The sequence below is a fragment of the Stenotrophomonas sp. YJH_SMC_127 genome (assembly GCF_059372445.1).
In genome coordinates, this window is the sequence record NZ_JCAFVO010000002.1 from 188,501 (window position 1) to 210,030 (window position 21,530).

18 protein-coding genes and 2 pseudogenes are annotated in these 21,530 nt (G+C 64.6%); 8 read left to right on the top strand and 12 right to left on the bottom strand.

What is annotated here, in order from left to right; genetic code table 11:
- Window positions 1-34 precede the first annotated feature (34 nt).
- Window positions 35-955 carry a M14 family metallopeptidase gene (locus tag AC5QAB_RS06170; protein ID WP_032962492.1) on the top strand — a complete coding sequence of 307 codons (921 nt, stop codon included), beginning with the start codon at window positions 35-37 and terminating at the stop codon, window positions 953-955.
- Here AC5QAB_RS06170 and AC5QAB_RS06175 read toward each other — a convergent pair.
- From AC5QAB_RS06175 to AC5QAB_RS06200, 6 genes are all read right to left on the bottom strand, one after another.
- Window positions 859-2,667: a phosphoethanolamine--lipid A transferase gene (locus AC5QAB_RS06175; protein ID WP_197561428.1), complete on the bottom strand. Its 1,809-nt coding sequence runs from the start codon at window positions 2,665-2,667 to the stop codon at window positions 859-861. The two genes, AC5QAB_RS06170 and AC5QAB_RS06175, sit on opposite strands and share 97 nt — an antisense overlap.
- Before the next feature lie 73 nt (window positions 2,668-2,740).
- Entirely contained in the window at window positions 2,741-3,127 is a 387-nt protein-coding gene (locus AC5QAB_RS06180) for a diacylglycerol kinase (protein WP_050483602.1), read from the bottom strand.
- A gap of 47 nt (window positions 3,128-3,174) precedes the next feature.
- Window positions 3,175-4,428, bottom strand: a complete 1,254-nt coding sequence (locus AC5QAB_RS06185; RefSeq protein WP_197561427.1) for an ATP-binding protein — start codon at window positions 4,426-4,428, stop codon at window positions 3,175-3,177.
- The gene (locus AC5QAB_RS06190) at window positions 4,425-5,099 is read right to left on the bottom strand and encodes a response regulator transcription factor (RefSeq protein WP_032962486.1); all 675 of its coding nucleotides are present in this window, start codon (window positions 5,097-5,099) and stop codon (window positions 4,425-4,427) included. Before AC5QAB_RS06190 ends, AC5QAB_RS06185 begins: the two co-directional genes overlap by 4 nt.
- A 104-nt stretch (window positions 5,100-5,203) precedes the next feature.
- Window positions 5,204-5,734 (bottom strand): Cif family virulence factor, encoded by a 531-nt coding sequence (locus AC5QAB_RS06195; protein ID WP_032962485.1) that lies wholly within the window; start codon window positions 5,732-5,734, stop codon window positions 5,204-5,206.
- 35 nt (window positions 5,735-5,769) lie between these two features.
- Window positions 5,770-6,216, bottom strand: coding sequence for a YbbD-related protein (locus tag AC5QAB_RS06200; protein WP_197561426.1), 447 nt, complete (start codon window positions 6,214-6,216; stop codon window positions 5,770-5,772).
- A gap of 341 nt (window positions 6,217-6,557) precedes the next feature.
- Here AC5QAB_RS06200 and AC5QAB_RS06205 point away from each other — a divergent pair, with 341 nt between their 5' ends.
- Both AC5QAB_RS06205 and AC5QAB_RS06210 read left to right on the top strand, forming a co-directional pair.
- Window positions 6,558-6,881, top strand: coding sequence for a hypothetical protein (locus AC5QAB_RS06205; RefSeq protein ID WP_080342761.1), 324 nt, complete (start codon window positions 6,558-6,560; stop codon window positions 6,879-6,881).
- A gap of 17 nt (window positions 6,882-6,898) precedes the next feature.
- On the top strand, window positions 6,899-7,213 hold the full coding sequence (locus AC5QAB_RS06210) for a hypothetical protein (protein ID WP_049420791.1): 315 nt from the start codon (window positions 6,899-6,901) through the stop codon (window positions 7,211-7,213).
- A 50-nt stretch (window positions 7,214-7,263) separates the two neighbouring features.
- Here AC5QAB_RS06210 and AC5QAB_RS06215 read toward each other — a convergent pair whose 3' ends face one another.
- From AC5QAB_RS06215 to AC5QAB_RS06235, 5 genes are all read right to left on the bottom strand, one after another.
- Window positions 7,264-7,611 carry an RcnB family protein gene (locus AC5QAB_RS06215; protein WP_099481275.1) on the bottom strand — a complete coding sequence of 116 codons (348 nt, stop codon included), beginning with the start codon at window positions 7,609-7,611 and terminating at the stop codon, window positions 7,264-7,266.
- Between the two features lie 133 nt (window positions 7,612-7,744).
- Window positions 7,745-9,181 carry an efflux transporter outer membrane subunit gene (locus AC5QAB_RS06220; RefSeq protein WP_197561425.1) on the bottom strand — a complete coding sequence of 479 codons (1,437 nt, stop codon included), beginning with the start codon at window positions 9,179-9,181 and terminating at the stop codon, window positions 7,745-7,747.
- Window positions 9,178-10,062 (bottom strand): efflux RND transporter periplasmic adaptor subunit, encoded by an 885-nt coding sequence (locus AC5QAB_RS06225; protein ID WP_197561424.1) that lies wholly within the window; start codon window positions 10,060-10,062, stop codon window positions 9,178-9,180. The genes AC5QAB_RS06220 and AC5QAB_RS06225 overlap by 4 nt, the downstream gene beginning before the upstream one ends.
- A 1-nt stretch (window position 10,063) precedes the next feature.
- A complete protein-coding gene (locus AC5QAB_RS06230) occupies window positions 10,064-10,273 on the bottom strand; it encodes a DUF1656 domain-containing protein (RefSeq protein WP_032962478.1) in 210 nt (69 codons plus the stop codon).
- A gap of 4 nt (window positions 10,274-10,277) precedes the next feature.
- The gene (locus tag AC5QAB_RS06235) at window positions 10,278-12,152 is read right to left on the bottom strand and encodes an FUSC family protein (protein ID WP_197561431.1); all 1,875 of its coding nucleotides are present in this window, start codon (window positions 12,150-12,152) and stop codon (window positions 10,278-10,280) included.
- A 166-nt stretch (window positions 12,153-12,318) separates the two neighbouring features.
- Between AC5QAB_RS06235 and AC5QAB_RS06240 the strand changes: the two genes are divergently transcribed.
- Window positions 12,319-13,113 carry a helix-turn-helix domain-containing protein gene (locus AC5QAB_RS06240; protein WP_197561423.1) on the top strand — a complete coding sequence of 265 codons (795 nt, stop codon included), beginning with the start codon at window positions 12,319-12,321 and terminating at the stop codon, window positions 13,111-13,113.
- Between the two features lie 35 nt (window positions 13,114-13,148).
- On the opposite strand, the gene AC5QAB_RS06245 is transcribed toward AC5QAB_RS06240, so the two are convergent.
- Window positions 13,149-13,970 carry an alpha/beta fold hydrolase gene (locus tag AC5QAB_RS06245; protein ID WP_197561422.1) on the bottom strand — a complete coding sequence of 274 codons (822 nt, stop codon included), beginning with the start codon at window positions 13,968-13,970 and terminating at the stop codon, window positions 13,149-13,151.
- Window positions 13,971-14,324: 354 nt separating this feature from the next.
- Between AC5QAB_RS06245 and AC5QAB_RS06250 the strand changes: the two genes are divergently transcribed.
- From AC5QAB_RS06250 to AC5QAB_RS06265, 4 genes and pseudogenes are all read left to right on the top strand, one after another.
- A complete protein-coding gene (locus tag AC5QAB_RS06250; protein ID WP_197561421.1) occupies window positions 14,325-19,013 on the top strand; it encodes an RHS repeat-associated core domain-containing protein in 4,689 nt (1,562 codons plus the stop codon).
- 521 nt (window positions 19,014-19,534) lie between these two features.
- Window positions 19,535-20,062 (top strand): annotated as a pseudogene (locus AC5QAB_RS06255) (RHS repeat-associated core domain-containing protein); the annotation flags it as partial.
- A 405-nt stretch (window positions 20,063-20,467) separates the two neighbouring features.
- Window positions 20,468-20,644, top strand: a pseudogene (locus AC5QAB_RS06260) (RHS repeat domain-containing protein); the annotation flags it as partial.
- A 169-nt stretch (window positions 20,645-20,813) separates the two neighbouring features.
- Window positions 20,814-21,254 carry a YbbD-related protein gene (locus AC5QAB_RS06265; RefSeq protein ID WP_141098601.1) on the top strand — a complete coding sequence of 147 codons (441 nt, stop codon included), beginning with the start codon at window positions 20,814-20,816 and terminating at the stop codon, window positions 21,252-21,254.
- The last annotated feature ends 276 nt before the right edge of the window (window positions 21,255-21,530 follow it).

Sequence of the window (21,530 nt, forward strand, 5' to 3'; positions counted from 1 at the left end):
CTGCACCCTTCCGTTCGACCCCTGGAGTTCCCCAATGACTGTTGCGCAGTTCTACCCGATCGGCACCCCCGGACAGCCCTGGGGCGACGCGGAACGCGCACAGTGGCGGGCCCGCCAGCAGCGCCAGCGCAGCTACCACGACGATGTGGTGGCCGCGCTTGAACGCCTGGACGACAGCTTCGATGTGATCCAGTACGGTCAGCTGGACTACGCGCCGGACCATTACCCGCTGTTCGCCGTGGTCAATCACGACTGGAACCCGGCGCTGCCGACCGCGCTGATCACCGGCGGCGTGCACGGCTATGAGACCAGTGGCGTGCATGGCGCCCTGCAGTTCCTGGAACAGCAGGCCGAGCGCTACCTGGGCCGGCTGAACCTGATCGTGGCGCCGTGCGTCAGCCCATGGGGCTACGAGCGCATCCAGCGCTGGAACCCGGATGCCATCGACCCGAACCGCAGCTTCCGTGACGGCGGCCAGATCGAGGAAGCCGCCGCGCTGATGCGCTGGGTGGCCGAGCGCAAGCCGAACCTGCTGGTGCACCTGGACCTCCACGAGACCACCGACAGCGACCTGCACGAGTTCGATCCGGCCCGCTGCGCCCGCGACGGCAAGCCGTTCGAGCGCGACACGATTCCGGACGGCTTCTACGTGATCGGCAACAGCGAGGATCCGCAGGCCGAGTTCCAGAAGGCCCTGATCGCCGCCGTCGCCCCGGTCACCCATATCGCCCCGGCCGACGCCGAGGGCAACCTGGTCGGCCTGCCGTTGCAGTCGCCGGGCGTGGTCTGGGGCGAATCGCGTTCGATTGGTGCCTGCGCCGGCTTCACCGATGCACGCTTTGCCACCACCACCGAGGTCTACCCGGACAGCCCGCGCACCAACCCGCAGGAATGCAACGACGCCCAGGTGGCGGCGGTATGCGCCGGCCTGGATTTCGCCCTGGCCGCACAGTAACGCGCCACGTTCCGGGCGGTGACCGGCATCAGCCGGTGCCGCTTGGCCGGCGCGGTGGCGAGCGGCGCGCCGGTCGTCGCCCGGCAGCCGGCGAAGACATCCAGATCGCGCTGGTACACGCTGCTGCTGACACCGAACAGGCCCAGCAGGGAATGGAAGACATTGTCGTGGCTGTAGGTGCGGTGCAGCGCATTCCCACGCAGGCAGGCCATGTCCAGGCCCGCGTTGCGGCTGAACTCCGTTGAGAACCACATCACCATCGGCACCTGGATCTGTTCGCGCGGGGCGATGAAGTAGGGCGTGCCGTGAAGGTACATGCCGCGTTCGCCGAGCGACTCACCATGGTCGGAGACATAGATCAGCGCAACGTCGCGGTGGTCCGAATAGCCCTGCAGCAGGTCGATGGTCTCCGCCAGCACCTGGTCGGTATGCACCAGGGTGTTGTCATAGGTGTTGACCAGTGCCTCGTTGCTGCAGTGCTGGATCTGGTTGCTGTCGCAGGTCGGGCTGAAGGCCCGCGACGCTGCGGGATACCGTTCAAAGTAGGTCGGCCCATGGCTGCCGAGTTGATGCAGCACGACCAGGGCATCGCCGTGCATGGCGTCGATGCGTGCGCCGAGCTGATGCAGCAGCACGTCGTCGTAGCAGGTGCCGTCGGCGTTGACGCACTGGTCGGCCACCTTGAGTGCGGGCATGTCCTCGGTCGGCACGCGCTCGCACACGCCCTTGCAGCCGCCATTGTTGTTGTTGCGCCAGAGCACGCCGACGCCGGTACGCTGCAGGATGTCCAGCACGTTCTCCTCGGTCGCCGCGCGGACGTCGTCGTATTGCTGGCGGGTCATCTGCGAGAACATGCACGGTACCGAGATCGCTGTCGCGGTTCCGCATGAGGAAACATCACTGAAGCTGATGACGCCTTCCTTGCGCGAGAGCCGGGGATTGGTCGCGCGTGGGTAGCCGTTGAGCTGGACGTTCTGTGAACGCGCGGTCTCGCCGACGACCATGACCACCAGCTTCGGGCGCGGGCCCGGAACGCGCCGCGCGTCCGTGCCGATCGGGCGCAACGGTTGCTGGCGGGTGCTGTAGAGGCTCTTCAGGTAGCCGTGGGTATGGCGCATCACGTTCAACGGCAGTACCTGGTCGCGGATGTAGCGGTTGTTGCGCAGCAGCGAGGAGTAGTCCTTGTAGAACGCAAAGCCGATCACCAGCAGCATCACCAGCGACGCCAGGACGTTGGCCGGCCACACCAGCAGGGAACGTATCGAACCGGCCCCGCTGGTGGTGCGCACCAGGGCGAGCCCGGCAGCGGGCAGCACGCCCAGCGCCAGCAGCGTGACCAGCAGCGGCAGCGACAGATAGGCGTTCAGTTCGGCCTGATTGGTCTCGAACACGTTCTGCACCATGCTGCGGTCGATCAGCACGTTGTAGTGCAGCATGAAGTAGCTGCACGCGGCGCTGACGACAACGAGCAGCACCAGCAGCGGCCTGCGCAGGAATGGCAGTGCCAGCAGTGGCGTCAGCAGCAGGTTGAACAGGCAGAACAGCAGCGGCGGCAGGCTGGCCAGGAACAGCGTGCTGCGCAGGCTGTTGAGATCGATCAGCCCCCACAGCGTCTTCCAGAGGGCAAGGTTTCCAATCGTGGCGAAGAACAGTGCGGCGGCCCAGACCAGAACGATTGGATGGGACCGCGGGAAACGGAGGCATTGACGCACGAGCAGGTTCCGCGGAACAGGAGTGCGCGCAGTATCGAAACGGCCTTATCAGGAAGTTGTCAGGATTGCCGGGCTAGCCCAGCAGGATCACGCCCCACACCGCACCCACCATCAACAACGCGGTGGTCTGCGCGGCGCTGCCCATGTCCTTGGCGTTCTTGGACAGCGGGTGCTGCTCCAGCGAGATGCGATCAACCACGGCTTCAATCGCCGAGTTGAGCAGTTCCACCAGCAGGCTGATGAAACAGACCGCCAGCACCAGCGCCCGCTCGACCGTGCTGATGTCCAGCACGAACGCGGCCGCCATCAGCAGCGCGTGCAGCAGCAACAACTGGCGGAACGCCGCCTCGCCGCGAAAGGTGGCGATGAAGCCATCGCGCGAATGGATGAGGGTGTGGAAGATGCGGCTCAATCCGGTCTTGCCGTGCGGGTACTTGCCGCTGTCCTTGGGGTGTTGCATGCCGTCTCCAGAGCGGGGGAGCAGCCCGGAGCATGTGCAGCCCGATGTCAGGAATCCGTCAGATGCGGGAGGCGGGGCCAGCGCAGGGTGAACCGGCACCCCTGCCCGGAGGATTCCACGGTCATCGTCCAGCCCAGGTGCTCGACGATGCGCTGCACGATCGACAACCCCAGCCCCTCGCCGCTGTGCGCGCCACCGGGCACGAAGCGCTGGAACTGCCGTGGGTCGATGCTGGACGGCAGGCCGGGTCCGGTGTCAGCGACGATGAGTGCGGTGTCGTGGAGGGTGATCCGCACTTCGCCGCTTTCGGTGTACTGGCAGGCATTGCGCAGCAGATTCCAGATGATGCTGTGCGCCAGATCCGCGTTGGTGACCAGCACGGCGTCACGCCGGGCATCAAACGCAACGGTCACCGGCTTGCCGGAAAGCCAGGGCTGGCAGCGCTCCATGCAGGATTCGAGCAGCGGACGCAGGGCCACCGCGTTGCGCGGCACGGCGCCGGGGGCACGCGAGAGCAGCAGCAGGCAGGTCAGCTGGCGCTGCATCTCCTGGGTGGTGCGCAGGATGCGTGCCGCGCTGGGAACCAGGTGGCTGTCGGCCGGAAGCTGGCAGGCCAACGTTTCGGCAGCACCACCGATGATGGCCAAGGGCGTGCGCAGCTCGTGGCTGGCATCGCCGCTGAAGCACTGCTCGCGATGCAGGAACCGTTCGAGCTCGTCACTATGACGGGCAAAGGCGCGCGCGAGCACGCCGATCTCGTCGCGTGCGTCCTGGTAGGGAAAGGGCTTGTGGCCGTCCTGTACCGCATCGGCCAATCGTGTGATGGGCGCGATGACGTGGGTAGCGACCCTGCGGCCGATCAGGAAGGCGCCGAGTACGCAGACCGAAATGACCAGTGCCGCAAAGGCATTGATCAGGTGTTCCAGATAGCCATAGGGTGCAGCGTCCTGCAGCAGGTAGTAACGTTGGCCACGACTGTCGAACACACGCAGGTGCCACTCGTTGGGCGCCTCTTCGCCGTGGTAGCCCGGGCCGTATTGGCGCAGCACGACAGGCACGTCCTGGGCATCGAACAGCTGGGTCCCTGGTGGCAGGGCGGGGCGTTGGCCACGATCCAGCGCGGCCTGCAGCCTTTGCACTTCGCCGTGCTGGGTCCGTGCGACGACAGCAGCCCGGACCTGGTCGTAGTCGACCTGTTCGGCCAGTACGATGAAGCCCATGGCACCGGCCATCAGCAGCACGAACGAGATCGTGATGCGGGTGCGCAGGCTCAGGCGGCGGTAGAGGGAGGCAGGGCTCACGCCTGCATGCGCCAGCCGACGCTGTGCACCGTGGTGATCAGCGCGGTGTCGAAGCTGCGGTCCACCTGCAGGCGCAGCTCATGGATGTGGGTTCGCAGCGCGCCGCTGTCCGGTGGCTCGTCGCCCCAGACCAGATATTCCATCTCCTGCTTGCGCACCACGGCGGGAGCTGCACGCACCAGGCACATCAGCAGCTTGTGCGACGTGGGCGTCAGCGCAATGCAGCGGCCTTGCCGCCAGGCCTGCGGCGAGCGCGTGTCCACCTGCAGGTCCTTCCACGCCAGCACGCTCTGGACCTGGCGCCCCTGTGCCCTTCGTACGAGGGCCTTGATCCGTGCATCCAGTTCCGTCAGCGAGAACGGTTTGACCAGGTAGTCATCCGCGCCCAGGGCCAGGCCCTGCACACGGTCTTCGACCGGATCGCGTGCGGTCAGCATCAGGATCGGCACCGGGTTCTGGAACTCCTGGCGCAGCTTCTGGCACAGCGTCATGCCGTCCAGGCGCGGCAGCATCAGGTCCAGCAGGATGGCGTCGTAGTCGTGCTGCGTGGCCCGGCGCAGGCCACTGGCGCCGTCGCGCGCGTCGTCCAGCACGTAGCCGAGCGGTTCAAAGAAGGCATACAGGTTGGCAACCAGCTCGGGGTTGTCTTCGATGATCAGCAGGCGGGTCATGGCATGCGTCCTTGCGCGTGGCCGAACTCTGCCCGATCGATGGCCGAATGCCAATGCCCTTGCTGAATGGATCGCGGCCTGGGTTCGGCCCGGTCAAGCGACGTTCAATCGCCCGGGCTGCGTGAATCGCGGATCGAGTAGATCACCGAGAAGATCTTCCAGCCCTGCTCGGTGCGGACCAGCTGCCACATTTCCTTGCCCCAGTTGGTCTTCACCCCATCGTCGTGGAAGCTGTAGTCAAACGAGACCGAGGCCACATCGCCGTCCGTTTCGATCTTCGTGTTGGAGAACTTCTCCTCCTTCGGCTTCGGCGAGGCGACCGCCCCGTCGATCAGCGCGATGAAGTTGTTGGCGGGAATCTGCCGTGCCTTGATCGCATCGGGCTTGGCCTTGCGGATGTCCTGCAGGCGCACATCCTCGGAAACGAACTGCCAGCCGATGTCTTCCGGTTTATCAGAGAAGAACAGGCCCATGTAGGTCGGCCTGTCCTTGTTGATCAGCGAGGTGCGGAACGCTTCGACCACCTGTTCGATCGCCTTGACGTCGGCGGGGGCGTTCCTTGCGGCGTGGGCCGGCAAGCACGCCGGGAGGAAAAAGGCGAGGGCAGCGAAGCGTGCACGTGCGTTGGGCATCATGGGGTCCTGGGGAGGAATAGGGTGGCGCGGGCGCATCACCGCGCGTAGGTTCGCCAGAAGAGCACGTGGTCTTCGGTCCTGTTGATGGCGACGAAGACTGATTTTCCGGATTCGGGCGCGCAGCGAAAGACGCGATACGACGACTTGAGCGTCCCGTCGCCCGGCCACCAGTATCGATCGAACGCAACAGGATCACTGTCGTTGAATGTGGTTGCCTGGCAATCCGCAGGCAGCCGCAGTGGTATCGCAGGAGGCTTGGAGAAGGCCAGCGCGCTGGTGTTCGAGTCGAGGTCGTGTACCTCGCGCAGGTCGGTCGCCTCGTGGGGCACCCAGCTGGGAATCCATCCCTTGTTCACCATGTCGGAGTCAAGCGCCTCGCGCAGCGTGTCGAACGAACTGTCCATCACCAGGCCGCAGGCGCACAGCACACTGCAGAGCGTCACGACGATGGCGCGCCGGATCATTCCTTCAGGGCTGATCATCGTTGTAGTCCCCGCCGGGAAGCAGCCTGACCAGATCTTCCGGCGCCAGGCGCTTGAGCCGCTCTCGCAGTTCCAGTCCGTAGGGCCGGTCGTTGGATTCGGCATGGCGCTGCCCTTGGGCCCGCACCGCTTCACGACCAGACCGAGCTCCTGCGTGATCCTGCACTTCCGGCGCTTGCCTGCCATCGACGGGTGTCCCTGCGTTCGTCCTGAAACATCGGTCGGCGCACGCTAGCACGGTTGCCGGGAGCCGCAACAGGTCCGCTTGTCGTTGGGGTTTGACGTCGAAGAGAGTCTGCGCGGATGATGCGCGGGCGCGCGGCGCAGGAGGGGATCTGTCAATGAGGGCACTGATGTGGGGGCTTGCGGGCCTGTTCGTGGCGTACGTGGCCGGTTGCTCGGCGATCTCGGCGTGGCATTCCCACGCGCTCGCCTCGGTCCCGGTCGGGGCGAGCAGGGTCGAGGTACTGCGGGCGTTGGGGCCCCCTGACGTGGTGGAGCACGCCGGTGTTCCCTTTACCCGCTATGCCAGCCGTGGATGCAGTGGTCGCTGTGCGCACCGATGGTGGTATGAGAACCGGCTGGGACTGGATACCGAAGCCTGGTCGGTGGAACTGGATGCTTCCGATCGCGTGATCGCAACGTCGCGCCTGACATCACCGTAGAGGACCGCAGCAAGCGCATGCGTATCCATCGTCCTTTCATCTTCATCGCAAGCCTGGCCCTGGTGGCGTGGTGCACGTTGATGGGCGTACTGGTGCTCATCCATGGCTTCAAGGAGCAGGGCCTGCGCTGCGGCAAGCTGTGCTCACTGCAGATCTCCATCCGCCTGCTTTTTGGTGATCGAGGATTCGAATTACTGGTGGCGCTGGGGCTCTTTGCCGCAGCGCTGATATGCGGGTACATCGCGCTGCGGGAGGGCATGCATGGCGGGCCGCAGAGGCGGGCGGGGCGCCGTGGGCGCAGACACCGCCGACCGGGACGGCCCCGGTCGTAAGGTGTCTGCACCGATGTAAATCGCTGCGTGTGCGGACGCTGCAGGTCGCTTCAGCGATGCAGGGCGTCGATGATCAGCCCGGTGGCGATCTCCACCAGCAGGTACTCGTTATCGGACTGGCGCACCCAACGCCGGTCGCGGCCCGGTTCGCGCAGGTCATAGCGCGCGTAATCGTCTACCCAGTAGCGGCGGTCCACTTCGGCCCACGGCAGGCGCTCGCCACGACGCCAGGCCTTCTTCTGCCAACCCGGCGGCGGCGCATCGCGGTGGTGCGGGCCGCCTGCATGCGGCGGCGGGCCGTTGCCGCGGGCATGGTGCGGCGGATCGGCGAACGCGGGGGCCGCAGCGAAAGCGGTGGCGGTGGTCAAGGCGATGGCCAGCAAACGTGTTGTCTTCATGGATATGCCTCCGTCATGGCCGCAGCATGCGGCGCTGTGGCAGGAATATAGGGCAGTCAGAGTGAATGAATACGGGTGTAGGCGGTACGTTCCTGAACAGACGGCGCGGCGTGCAGTCGCTGCCCTGAACGGGTCACCGGGCACCGCCCGCGGCCGAATCCGTTGCGGCCCAGCCTCCGCCCAACGACAGGAAAAGACCCAGCTGGCGGTCGACCCGGTCCGCGCGCGATGCAGCCAATGCGGACTCCGCATCTGCCAGCGCGGCCTGGGCCGAAAGCACATCGAGGAAATCGATCCTGCCGTAACGGTACAGCTGCTGCGCCTGCCCGGCGGCCCGCGCTGCATCCCCACGCGCCTGCGCCAGGCTGCGCTCGCGTTCAAGCTCCTGCGTGCAGGCAGAAAGCGCGGTCTCGGTCTGCCGCAGAGCCTGCAGCACGACGCCGTCAAAGGACGCGAGAGCGGCATCTGCATTGGCGCCGGCCGCCGCGATGCGGGCCTTGGCTACGCGGCGGTTGGGCCAGTGCCATGAGAGCAGTGGCCCGACGCTCACCCCGAAACCGTCGGCGGAAAGCAGCTGAACTCGCGTGCCTGCCGTACCCAGGGACCCGCCCAAGGTGACCCGCGGATAAAGGTCTGCGGTCTCTACGCCGATCATCGCCGTGGCCGCCGCAAGGCTGCGCTCGGCGGCACGTATGTCGGGGCGCCGCTGGAGCAGCTGCCAACCATCACCGACCGGCAGCGCCTGCTCCAGCTCCGGGGGGCGTGGGCAGGCTTCGGCCTCCCTGGGATAGTCCGCCGGGAGCCTGCCCATCAATGCGGCCAGTTCGAACAGTGCGGCCTGCCGTTCCGCCAGCAGGTGCGGTATCGCCGCCGCGCTGCGGTTGACCGCGGCACCGGCACGGCTGACATCGAAGTCCGTTCCGCGCCCGCCTGCAGCCAGGCGACGGGTTGCCTCCAGCGTGTCGCGCTGTATCGCCAGCACCTGCCGGGTTGCAGCGAGCGTGTGATTGCGGGTGCACACCTGGAGATAGGCACGGGTGACGGCCGCAGCGACGACCACGCGGACCTGGTCGCGCGCCGCAGCGACGGCCGCCGCGTCGGCGTTGGCGGCTTCGATGCCGCGGCGGATGCCACCTGCAAGATCCAGTGGATAGGAGAGGTGAAGGCCCAGCGCGTACGACTGCGGGGCGGCCGACGCCTGGGTGTAGCCACCGGCATGGGTGAGCGTGCCCGATGCATCCACGTCGGCCTGTACGGCACCGCGCGCGCGATACTCCAGCGCGGTAGCGCTGGCGCGCCGAAGGTTGGCATCGGCGGCGCGCAGGTCGGTATTGGCCGCCAGTGCTTCGCGTACGTAGGCGTCAAGCTGGGGGTCGCCATACAGGTGCCACCATCGATCCGGTGGCGCGTCGTGGCTGAACGATGCGTCCTGGCCTGAGACGAACGCCCGCGCAGCCTGTTGTGAAGCTGCGACGGCGTTCGCAGGCAGGTGATAGTCGGGGCCGGATACGCAGGCCGTCAGGGGCAGCAACAGGGCAAGCAGCCCACCACGTACTGTCCGCACGCTCACTTGCAGGCTCCCGGTGCCGAGGGCGTGATGGTCACACTCGCAGTGCGACCCACGATCAGGCGCGTATCCGGCGGCGCATCATCGATACGGATGCGTACCGGGATGCGCTGTGCCAGCCTCACCCAGGTATAGGTCGGCGCTACGGCAGGCAGCAGGTTGTGCGTGTTGGAGCGCTGATCGTCGGCAATGCCGGCGGCGATGGTCTCCACGTGTCCGCGGACATCGTGGGTGTCGCCCATCAGCCGGGCCACGGCGGCATCGCCTTCGGTGATGCAGCCCAGTTTGGTTTCCTCGAAGTAGCCTTCAATGCGCAGGCTGCGGGTGTCGATCAGCGCCAGCGCCTGCGCCCCTGGCTGCAGGTAGTCGCCCGCGTGCAGGTCCAGGTTGGTGACGATGCCATCGGTGGTCGCGCGCACCTCGGTGCGTTGCACATTGAGCCGGGCAACGCGCTGTTCGGCCCGCGCCTGCGCCAGGGCGGCCAGCTCGGTATCGACCTTGGCGGCATTGCGTTCGCGTGTTTCCGAGGCGACCAGGTTGCCAAGAGCGTTGTCCCGCGTCGATTCGCGGCGGGCCAGCGCCAGCGTCGCGCGTGCGCTGCTGACCGCTGCGTCGGCCTTCTCAAGCGCGGCAGCCAGGCGTGGCTGATCCAGCACCAGCAGCAGTTGTCCGGCGCTGACCCGCTGGTTGTCGTGCACCAGCACCTGGGTGACCAGCCCCCCCATGTCCGATGCAACGCGCACCACATCGGCGCGCACCCGCCCATCCCGCGTCCACGGGCGTGTTTCGTAACGCTTCCAGATGGACAGTGCGGCAACAACAGCAATCGCGAATACAACCAGCGTAGCGCTCCAGCGCCCGATGACAGCAAGCAGGTGTTTCATTTCATTTCTCGAGCAGGGGCGAGAGCCGGATCATTAGCTCCGCCAGGATCACGAACAGGGACAGGCCCACCAGTGGTCGCGCGGCGAACAAGCGGTACAGACCGAGACTGGCGAGCAGGCGCGAGGTCAGCATCGAAAGCACCAGCGCGGCGGCGGCCACGGCGAGCAGGCCGGGAATGAGCACGCCATCAATGGAAAGATCAGAAAACATGAGGTCAGTGCCGATGGGTGAGCGCGGGCGCCAGCAGGTCGCGGCGCAATCCGCAGAGCAGGTGCGACAGATGCTCACGATCATCCCCGCTGCTGGCCACTGCTGCCTCGCGCATGCGGTCGAGCAGTTCCAGAAGATGGGCGTCGACGCTGCGTGGCGCGTGGGCACGAACCCTGAAATGTGCGGCGACGCGTTCGATCAGCGCCGCATGAAGCACCCGGACCTGCGGGTTGTCCTGGCACTTGGCCAGTGCGCGGAGTTGGTTGGATGTACGTACCGCACGTACGTCCGCAAACAATGCCCGCACGTCGTGCGCGGCGCTGGAACGGCTCTGCAACCTGGGAGCGAGCAGTCCGATTCGATCCAGCATGCGGCTGAGCCAGGCCCGGGCCACGCCGCCTTGACCGGCGGCGTGTCGTGCGATGTCCCGACGGATCGAACGCTCCAGCCGTGCGCGATTGCGGCCCGCATCGGCGGTCTGGAACAGCTGCATGCTGCACAATGCCATTGCCGTACCGACGAACAACGCAACGCTGTTGTTGAGTGCGCCGACGACGTTGACCGTATTGGTCGCACCCAGGCTGGCGATGAGCGGGAAGGTCAGCACCACGCCCAGGGCAGCCATGGTGAATGGCGGCCGGGCCAGGAACGATCCGCACAGCAGCAGCACCGGCGCCAGCGCGGCGATCAGGCCGACGAAATCGGACAGCGCGGGGAAGATCAGCAGACCGTAGAGCAGGCCGACGCCAACGCCGGCCAACGATCCCACCAGATAGCGCATGACATGCGGCGCAGGCGCTTCGATCGTGCCGAACAGTACGCACGCCGTGCCGATGATGGACACCGCCGTGGCGCCGTCCGACCAGCCGGTAACGATCCACAGAACGCAGCTCAGCAGGATGCCGACGAACGCGCCCAGCGCACTGCGCAGGGCAAGCCGATGATCCCGGTGAAGTACCGCACCCTGCGCATGTCGCGCAAGGCGGGCAGGTACATGCCGGCGCCAGTCGGGCCGGGCAGTGTGCAGCTCCGCCTGCAGTAAGCGGCAATCGGCGTGGGCAAGGTCGATCTCGGCCTGTTGCGCGACCAGGCCGGTCCGCAGCAGATCGCGCCAGTCTGTTGCATCCATCGCGCTGGCCTGTGGTGATCGCAGCCGGGCGATGGAATCTTCCACCGCGCTGGACAGCATCAGTACGTCCAGCATCCGGTCATGCAGGGCACGCAGGATCTGCACCTGGGCCACGCCGTGGGCGCTGTCGAAGGGCAGGTGGATCGACAGCACATGCAGCTCGAGCAGGTCGGCCGCCACTTTCGAGCGGTCCGTCGCCAGCACCGTGTCCGATGCGCCGGCGCGCATGTCCCGTGTCCATCGTTCCGCGTCATCCAGCACGGCAGCGACTCGTGCGTGCACGCGCATCGAGACCCGGCGCGGCAGCACCAACGCATGTACCAGCGTTGCGGCCAGGATGCCGATGGCAATTTCCTGCACCCGCGTGATGGCAATGGTGAACACGTCTGCCGGCACCATCACCGCAGGAAAGCCGATCAGGCTGGTGGTATAGCCGGCCAGCAGGAACGCATACGCACGTGGCGTGCGGTCGAGCATCGCCAGATACAGGCACAGCGCCATCCAGGTCGCGAGCGCGGCGCTCAGCACCAGGGGTGCATTGGCGAAACGTGGCACCAGCACGACGGTGGCGACGGCTCCGCCCACGGTACCGAGCAGGCGGAACAGGCCGCGGCTGAGTGTCACCCCGGACAGAGGCTGAGATACCAGATAGACCGTGCCGATCACCCAGAACGGGCGATTCAGGCCGATCCTTAGAGAGACATACAGCCCCAGCGACGCGGCGAGCAGGCATTTGAGCGAGAACAGCACCGCCTCCTGATCGGTCCTGAGGGCAGGGCTTTTCAACCGGGCGAATGCCTGGAACACGTGGGGACGGGCAGGAGTGGGGCAGTGCATGCGGCTCATGCTAGTGATCGGCCGCACTGGCGAATTTCGCTACAATGACAATCAATCGCTAAAACCGGTCAATGTGAGAATGGCTCGCATTTCGCTCCCCGGCTTTGACCTGGACCCGGACGAGACCGATCGCCCGGCGGTTGCCAGCCGCCTGCAGGTGGCCGAGCACGACGCGGAAATTCCGGTGCATGAGCATCGAAAGGGCCAGCTCATTCTTGCGCTGCATGGGGCGGTGACCTGCGAAGTGGCCAACGCGCTGTGGATCGTGCCGCCCCAGTGTGGCGTCTGGATTCCGGGCGGCATGCCGCACAGCAACCGCGCCACCGCCAACGCGCGCCTGTGCTACCTGTTCGTCGAGCCTGGCATCGTCGACCTGCCGGCGCAGTGCGTGACACTGGCGATCTCGCCGATGCTGCGCGAGATGATCCTGCACTTGGCCGACGCGCCGCTGGACTATCCGCATGGCAGCCACACCGACCGACTGGCGCGGGTGTTGCTGGACGAGCTGGTACAGATGCCGGCCGAGCATCTGTCGCTGCCGGTCAGCCATCACCCGAAGGTGCGTGCGCTGGCTGCGGCGCTGTCGGCGGATCCGGCAGACCGCAGCACCATCGGCCAGTGGGCCATGCGCCTGGCCCTGGGCGAGCGTACGTTGACCCGGCTCATCGAACGGGAAACGGGCTTGTCCTTCGGGCGCTGGCGGCAGCAGCTGCACCTGCTCATCGCCATTCGTGAACTCGCCGCCGGTGCACCGGTACAACGCGTTTCCGAGACGCTGGGCTATGAGTCGGTGACGGCCTTCATCACGATGTTCAAGAAGGCGCTTGGCCTTTCCCCAGCGCGGTACTTCGCGGTGCGCCTGCGCGGGCAGTAGCGGGGAACAGCGGGCGAAGCCGTTGCCTGGAACGGCTACTTCGAGGTGTCGGAGACCGATTGAATCGCGGCCACCACCGCAGCAGGGTCCTCGCGCTGGAGGGTGTGGCCGGTCGCCAGGTAGCGGTGCGAGCCACGCGTGAAGCCTGAGAAGAGCAGGGCGTGCTGCGCCTTCCAGAGCGCCTTGCCCGCTGCGGTTTCTTCGAAGAACAGCGGTTCGGCAGCCAGCTGGGTTGCAGTCAGCAGCGCCACCGGCACGTCCGGCATCGTGCGCGGGGTTTCCGCACCGGGTGCATCCAGTTGTTCGGTCAGCACGGCGTAATCGGCGGCCATGGCTGGCGGCAGCATCGCCCGCAGCTGGGCATCATCTGCCTGCACGCGTGCACTGTCGGCCTGCTTGAACGCATGGCGCTGCCCCATCGTGGCCGGGTCCACCAGCACCAGGCCCAGCAGGCGCTCCGGATGACGGCGTGCGAACTCCGTGGCCAGCAGGCCGCCATAGGAATGACCCACCAGCACAACGCGGCGACCGGGAGCGAGCGTATCGATCACGGCTGTGAGGTCGGCCAGATGCGCATCGATGCGCTTGGGGTGACCGTCGCTGCCGGACTTGCCGAGTCCCGCACGGGCGTAGGTGATGCTGTGGTAGTCGCGCCCCAGACCGGCAACCACCTCCTTCCAGGCGCCCGCACCCTGCCCGAAGCCGGATTCAAAGACCACGGTGATCGGGCCGGCCCCGGTCTCTTCGGCCTGCAGCGCGTAGGCGCTGCGATCCACCTGGATTTCCCCTGCGTGGGCGGTGCCCGCCGCGGCCATCACCGCGGCCAGCGCCCACATCGTCACTCGGCTGCTCTTCATTGCCATTCCCCTGGGCCGTGACGCGTGCCGGCCCTTCCGATGGGTCAGGTCTGCAGCGGAGTGCCGTAGCCTGCCGACCTCGCGACAGGTCGTGTTGGTAATGTAGTGAGGTATAACACCGACTCCCTGTGCAGGAAGTCATGGGGACGGGGCGTAGTCCGAAAGGCGTTGGATGCCTGAATCTGTGATCGGTTACGCGACTCCACACTTGAATGAGCAAGCGTCCTCGACGATAAAGGCGGCATGTGGCACTGCCGCATTCCGGACCAGGGACGATCCGATGCACGACGCGTGGGCACAGCTCCGCGTTCTCGTTCCCGCCGGCGCTGTGTTCGTCCAGGAAGGAGAACAGGGATGTTGGAACGACTGAAGACCCTCTCGCGTGCCGCGCTGGCGATTGTCGCCCTCGGCTGCTTCGCCCCTGCTGTGGCGCATGCGCAGGAAAGCAAGATCACCTGGCGCATTTCACAGCCCGGCGGCGATGCGACCCAGTACAAGACCCAGCAGGCGGCGGTGGCCGGCATCAAGAACCTGCCGGCGCCCAGCCCCTTCCCGCCGGAGTTCCAGTTCGGCTGGCAGTACGTCGACAAGATCAAGTCGAAAGTCGTGGACTTGAACGGAAACACGTCGATCACCTACTGGATGGGAAGGACGCAGCCCTCCGACCCTGACTGGACTTACTACGGCGCGGGTGATGGTGGCTTCCTGTCCGAAGAGGAAGTGCTGGAAGCGCTCATTGCAGACTTGCAGGACATCAATCCCCAGTGTCCTGGGGAAACTGCTGTGCCGGAAGGAGAATGGGGCCCAACTGCTCCAGGGATGGACGGAATTTCGGAGGTCAGGGAGTACCGGGTCACCGGCATGCTGGGCAGCAATTCGGCGGAGTCTCCGTGCGTGCCCTTCGACGCAGGAACGACAGGGCTTGCTCGCATGCGACGCTTGAACTGCCCGATCCCCTTCACGCAGTGGTCCAACACACACAACGCCTGCGTCAGCGAAGAATTCGTTGCAACCATTACCTCGAAGTCGCAGAAGTGCGACAAGGACAGCGCGGGTCCGAGTTGTCCCTCGACAGAAAAAGGTGAGGAGGCAAACAACGCGCCTTGCGACGGCACCGTAGGCAATCCGTGCGACGTCAAAACGGGCGAGAAATACGAAATCGCGCCGGACTTCGATCTGGGCTGGATCGCGCTGACGCGCTTCTATCACTCCGGCATCTCGACCTCATCCGGTGGCTTCGGTTATGGCTGGACCCATTCGCTAGGCGCCCACTTGGCACTGGATGGCGTTGACAGTGTGGGCATCATTGAAAGTACTGGTTTCCAGCGTGCATTCAAGAAGGTCGGCCAAGCCTATGAGGCGGACGACGACAGTGGCGATCGTCTGGTCCAGAACGGCAACTGGACACTGTACTCGAAGGGCTCCATCTCGACCTTCGACGCGGACGGGCGTCTGGCCGCCAAGCGCTTCGCGGATGGCACGTCGCTGACCTATATCTACGACGACAGCGACCGCCTTGCGGCCGTTACCCACAGCAGTGGCCGCACACTGGAGTTCGTCTACCAGTCCAACGACTATGAGGCGCTGATCAGTTCGGTGCTGGTCGAAGGCATTTCGCTCGCCACCTACAGCTACACACCGCAGAACCAGGTCGCCACGGTGACCTATGCGGGTGGCGGTGTGCGCACGTATCACTACGAGAACCAGGCTTTTCCCCAGCACCTGACGGGTATCACCGCCGAGGACGGTCGCCGCTACAGCACCTTTACCTACGATTCCATCGGTCGTGTGATCTCCAGTCAGCATGCCGGCGGTGCCGATGGCGTGACACTGGCCTACAGCCCCAATGGTGGTGCGGTGGTGACCGACGCGCTGGGGCGGCAGACCGACTACACCCTTACACCCGGCGGCGATAGCGCTCCGTCGCGCAAGGTGACCGGCCTGACGGATTCGCAGGGAACCGTCAGCCGAACCTACTACGACCAGAGTGTCGACTTCCGCCGGCGTCTGGATACCTACACCGATCGCCGCGGCATCCAGACCAAGCACACCTATGCGCAGGGCCCCGACCCGGTGAGTGGTCGTGCCGTCAGCATCCATACCGTGACCGAAGCGTTCGGCCTGCCCGAGCAGCGGGTGGTGACCACGGCGCGCGACGTCGAAATCAATGCGGTACTGACCACCCGCATCGGCAATCGTGAAACCCGAACGTCCTTCAATACCCGGCGTCAGCCGACAACCAACACGGTGACCGACACCGCGTCCGGTCAGACGCGCATCACCAGCTACACCTACTGCGAAGCCGCTGATGTGGCAGCGGCAGGCAGCTGCCCGGTGGAGGGGCTGCTGAAGAGTGTGGATGGCCCGCGCACGGATGTGGCCGATGCCGTTACCTATGCCTATTACTCGGCGGATGATGCAGGGTGCGCGATCGGAGGCGCCTGCACCTATCGCAAGGGCGACCTGCGCAGTGTGACCAATGCGCTGGGCCAGACGGTCGAGACCCTGGCCTACGACGCACTCGGAAGGCCGCTGTCGGTCAAGGACGCCAACGGCGTGGTGACTGATTACACCTACCATCCCCGCGGCTGGACGACCTCAATCACCGTGCGCGGCGCGACCACTGCCGAGGATCGGGTCACCCAGCTGAGCTACTGGCCAACCGGCCAGGTGCAGAAAATCACCGAGTCGGATGGCAGCAGCGTGTCCTACGTCTACGATGCTGCGCTGCGCTTGACCGACATCGAGGACAACGCGGGCAACACGATTCGCTACACGCTGGACAACGCCGGCAACCGCCTCAAGGAAGACACGCTGGATACTGGCGGCACCCTGCGTCGCACCCTGGCACGGACGTTCAACACGCTCGGCCAGCTGACCGCACTGAAGGACGCGAGCAATCACGCCACAGGCTTCGCCTACGATGGCAACGGAAACCCGCAGACGATCACCGACGCACTGCAGCGCGTGACCAGCCAGCAGTACGACCCGCTGAACCGCCTGGCGCAGACGCTCCAGGACGTCGGCGGCGTCGCGGCGGAGATCCGCAGTCAGTACAACGCGCTGGATCAGGTCACCCAGGTCACCGACCCGAAGGGCCTGCACACCACGTACGCCTACAACGGGTTCGGCGATCTGACCGGCCAGGTCAGCCCGGACAGCGGCGCCAGCAGCTTCACCGTGGACGCCGCCGGCAACCGCAAGACCGCCACCGATGCGCGTGGCGTCACCGCCACCTATCACTACGATGCACTCAACCGCCTGATCGGCGTCGCCTACCCGGACCCCAATCTCGACGTGGGCTACAGCTACGACGTGGCACCAGCTGCCTGTGCCGCCGACGAGCGCTTTGCCAAGGGGCGCCTGGGGCAGGTGCTGCATGCCAATGGCAGCACCCAGTACTGCCACGACCGCTTCGGCCAAGTCACCCGCAAGGTGCAGACGCTCAATGGGGTGGCCAGTACCCTGCGCTATGCCTACAGCAAGGCGGGTCGCCTGACGGCGCTGTCCTACCCCGACGGTAGCGTGGCCGACTACGTGCGCGATCCCCAGGGGCGCATCAGCCAGATCGGCCTGACCCGGCCCGGCCAAGCCCGCCAGATCGTGGTGAACAACGTGACCTATGCGGCCTTCGGACCGGCGACCGGTTGGACTTATGGCAACGGCCGCCAGCTGCAGCGTCCGCTGGATCTGGATTACCGCCCGCAGGCGGTGCACGACCCGGCTGCAGGCGGCCTGTCGCTGGGCTACGGGTATGACCCGGTCGGCTCGGTCACCGAGCTGAAGAACGGCACGGGCTCGACGGTGCTGGCCAAGTACGCCTACGACACGCTGGGCCGCCTGACCCAGACTCAGGACGGCGCGACCGGCACGCCGATCGAAACCTATGCCTACGACGCCACGGGCAATCGGACCGCGCTGACCACCTCGGCAGGCACCGCCAGCTACACCTATCCCGCAACCAGCCACCGGCTGACCGCCGTGGATGGCGAAGCGCGCGCCCAGGACGCGGTGGGCAACACCACCAGCATCGGCAGCAAGACGTTCACCTACAACGATGCCAACCGCATGAACGCGGTGAAGCAGGGTAACGCCACACTGGAGAGCTACGGTTACAACCACCGCGGCGAACGCGTGCTGCGCACCCCGACTGGTGGCGCTGCACAGATCACCCTGTACGATGAGGCCGGGCAGTGGCTGGGCAACTATTCCGCCACGGGCCAGGCACAGCAGCAAGCCATCTGGCTGGACAACTACCCGGTGGCGCTGATCAGCGTGCCAAGCGCAGGTGTGCCGGAGTTGGCCTACATCCAGCCGGATCATCTGGGTACGCCGCGTGTGGTGATCGACGCGGCGCGCGATGTGGCGATCTGGGAGTGGAGCAACAAGAGCGAGGTGTTCGGCAACCAGATTCCGAGTGCCGATCCGGATGGCGATGGTGTGGCGTTTGAACTGGCGCTGCGCTTCCCGGGGCAGCAGGCGACGGATGCGAGTGGGTTGTTCTACAACTACTTCCGTGACTATGACCCGGCGTCGGCCAGATACGTGGAGAGCGATCCCGTTGGGTTGAACGCCGGCATCAGTACGTATGGCTACGTGATCTCGAACCCCGCCCGATTTACTGATCCGCTTGGGCTGACGACGACGCTAATAACGACATACGATTTCGGTATTGCAAACCATTCGGCGATTCATGTTTCGATACCTGGCAAGCCTGATTTCCTGTACGACCCTTCCGGCACCTACGCACCTGGTGGTCGTCGAGGAACCGGTGGGCTATTTGAGGGGCGCGATGCTAGCTTGGCCAGCTACAAAAAGTATCAGGTGGGAACTGGTAGCCGAGTTGAATTAACGGTAATCCCTTTGACTCCGGAGCAAGAGTTAACTCTCATTGCGAACGCGGAGGAGTGGGGGGATGCACGTGGCTTCTGGTGTGCGAGCCACGTGTCCGGCGCGTTGGATGGAATGTGTGGGATAAAGCAAACACTCTTCCCGGGTGTTCTTCACAAGAGTGCAAAGGCGGCAGAATGTCCAGTCAAATGAAGGATAGGCTTATCTCATCATTGATATGCTTCACTCTATCTGTTTCTGTGAATTCTGCGGGATGGATATGGATATCCGCTTTCATGAAGATAGGAGCGATGCGAGTTCCATACGTACTGCTTCTCTCACTACTTCTTTCGGTTACATTCTATGCGCTCTCTCGATGCGAAAGTATGCGCCGCATCCCGCGAAGTTTAGTGGTGGGGGTGATCGCTGGTCTTGTACTCGGGGTCGTGGCTGTCACTTCTTCCAATCTGGCAATTGATGGGGGGGGGCGCTTGCTTCTACAGAGCCTTGAGAGATTCGGAGCAACGGCGTTGGTAGCAGACCTTTGGCCGTCGCTATTACTTGGAAGCTGGCTTGTGGGGGCGGTCGCATTTTGCGGGGCGTCGGTTTACTTAAGGCGAGCGTTCCTGGGGACGCCATGAATAATCGCCGCAGAGCCTTGGATTTCGACCGCGCTGAATTGATCCTATGCCTGCGGCGCCACCGGTAATGGCCGCGCTGACCACCTCGGCGGGAACTACCAGCGGGAATACGACGCTGCGACCGGACGCTATACGCAAGCGGATCCCATAGGCCTGTCCGGCGGCATCTCCGCCTACGGGTACTCGAGTGCCTCTCCGCTTCGCGCGGTTGACCCACTTGGGCTTGAGCCTGTGTTCGACACAAGTACGTGTGGCGGACAACTGGGAATGGTGACTTGTGATGGCAATGGAGGGTTCCTGGTCAGTGTCTGCAATTCGGGCTGCGACAAGATATGCACCGTTATGCATGAGCGAAACCATAAGGCGTTACTGGAAAAGAGGGTTCCTAATGCCTGCGTGGGTAGGCCCAAAGGTGCAAGTCCATTCCCAAAGAACTGGGAATATGGTGGGATCGAGCATCGGCAGCTGGCAAATGAGCTTGAATGCCGTGCATATCAAGAGCAGATGATCTGTGCAACTCGGCTGCGCGACGGCGGACTCGGAGGCGCCGCAGTAGACAAGGCTTACAGCAGGGCAGTAAAGGAAAGGAGCGACAGGCAATGCGATGCATTCGGATACTAGCCATCCTCTCGCTCGTTCTGGGCCAGCTGGGGTGCCGGGATGAGGTGGAGAGTTCAACGTACCCATGGGTCAGACGGGAAAGACTTGCACTGTCTACAAAGACTTTGATCGCCAGCCTCCAGAAGTGGTTGTTGCCGAACTGGTCAGACGGGGGGGGACAGTCGCAGGTTGATCCATAAAACAGTTTGCGGCTCGATCACCAGTTGGGAGATCCTTCCTGCAGGGGCGTCGATCAATCGGATACCTCCCCCAGATACCTATGTGAACCTCTGGCTGAGGGAAGACGGCTCTGTCTCCGTCAGTACGGACCGCCCTTGATGTCGGCGCTGCCCCTGATGCCCACGCATCGGACCAGCGCCCCTGTGCAATAGGCCTGCCAAGTGGGGAATTGCGCTCACTCAGCGTCATCCGGGTGAGCCTCGCGTGGTGATCGATCGGTCGTCCGATGTCTGGGCTTGGGAGTGGAGCAACAAGAGCGAGGTGTTCGGTGACTGGATCCCGAGTGCTGATCCGCATGACGATGGAGTGGTGTTTGAACTCGGCCTGCGCTTTCCCGGCCAGCAGGTGACTCGCGCGAGTGGCTCGATCAAAACATCAAGGGCGACTCTGCCGCTGACTCCGCTGCGGATCAGTTGGCAAATCGCCTCGGACGATCATCCGGACAAATGAGTCGTACGGGGAGTTGCTCGCAGATGTGCGGGAGCTATCGTCCCGGTGGAAACTTCCCCTACTGATGATTTGGACGCCTCAAATGTACGCTCCCAAGCTGCTCCCAGTCGTGATGCTGTCAATCGCACTTTCTGGTTGCATGGAAGTTGCCAGCACCGAGTATGCAGACCGCAATCAAGCCGTCTCAAGACAAGCAATCGGTGAATCGAAATGGTTGCCTTCATGGTTGCCTGAGGACGCAGTCAACATACGCGAGTCGCACGACATGGACACAAATGAATCGTGGCTGGTTTTCCGCCTGACCAGCGGGGTTCTTGCTTTGCCCGAAGAATGTAGGCTGGTGAGCAGGCCGGAGATGTCCGACGCGCGAGTCATGCGGAGATTTCCTCCGTTTGCCCGCAACGCGTGGTCGCGAGCGTCAAGCTATGGCGGCAAGTTCTATCTGTGTCCGGAGGGAAATGCTGGCCGCTGGGTCATGCGCGATGAAGAGCTGGGCCTTGTTTACAGCGGAATAAAGTTATAGGTGGCTGGGCGGTCTCACCTAGTAAGCGAAATGCGTGAGTGGCACGTGGCGATCTCCTTCCCGGTGCCTGATTCGGCACTTTCCGGCCGAGCGTCGTGTGGGTATGTGTCAAATCGACCTTGCCACTTGTCCGTGTTCACGAATGGGAGGGCCGTGTAAGAAGATCGGATGGTCCGGCAAGCTTCAAGCACCCAGGCGTTCGGCAGGAAGATTGCTGGGCCGCGGTGACGACTGTGCGGGAGGACCTATGGGATATCGGCTCCATGGTCTATTGTG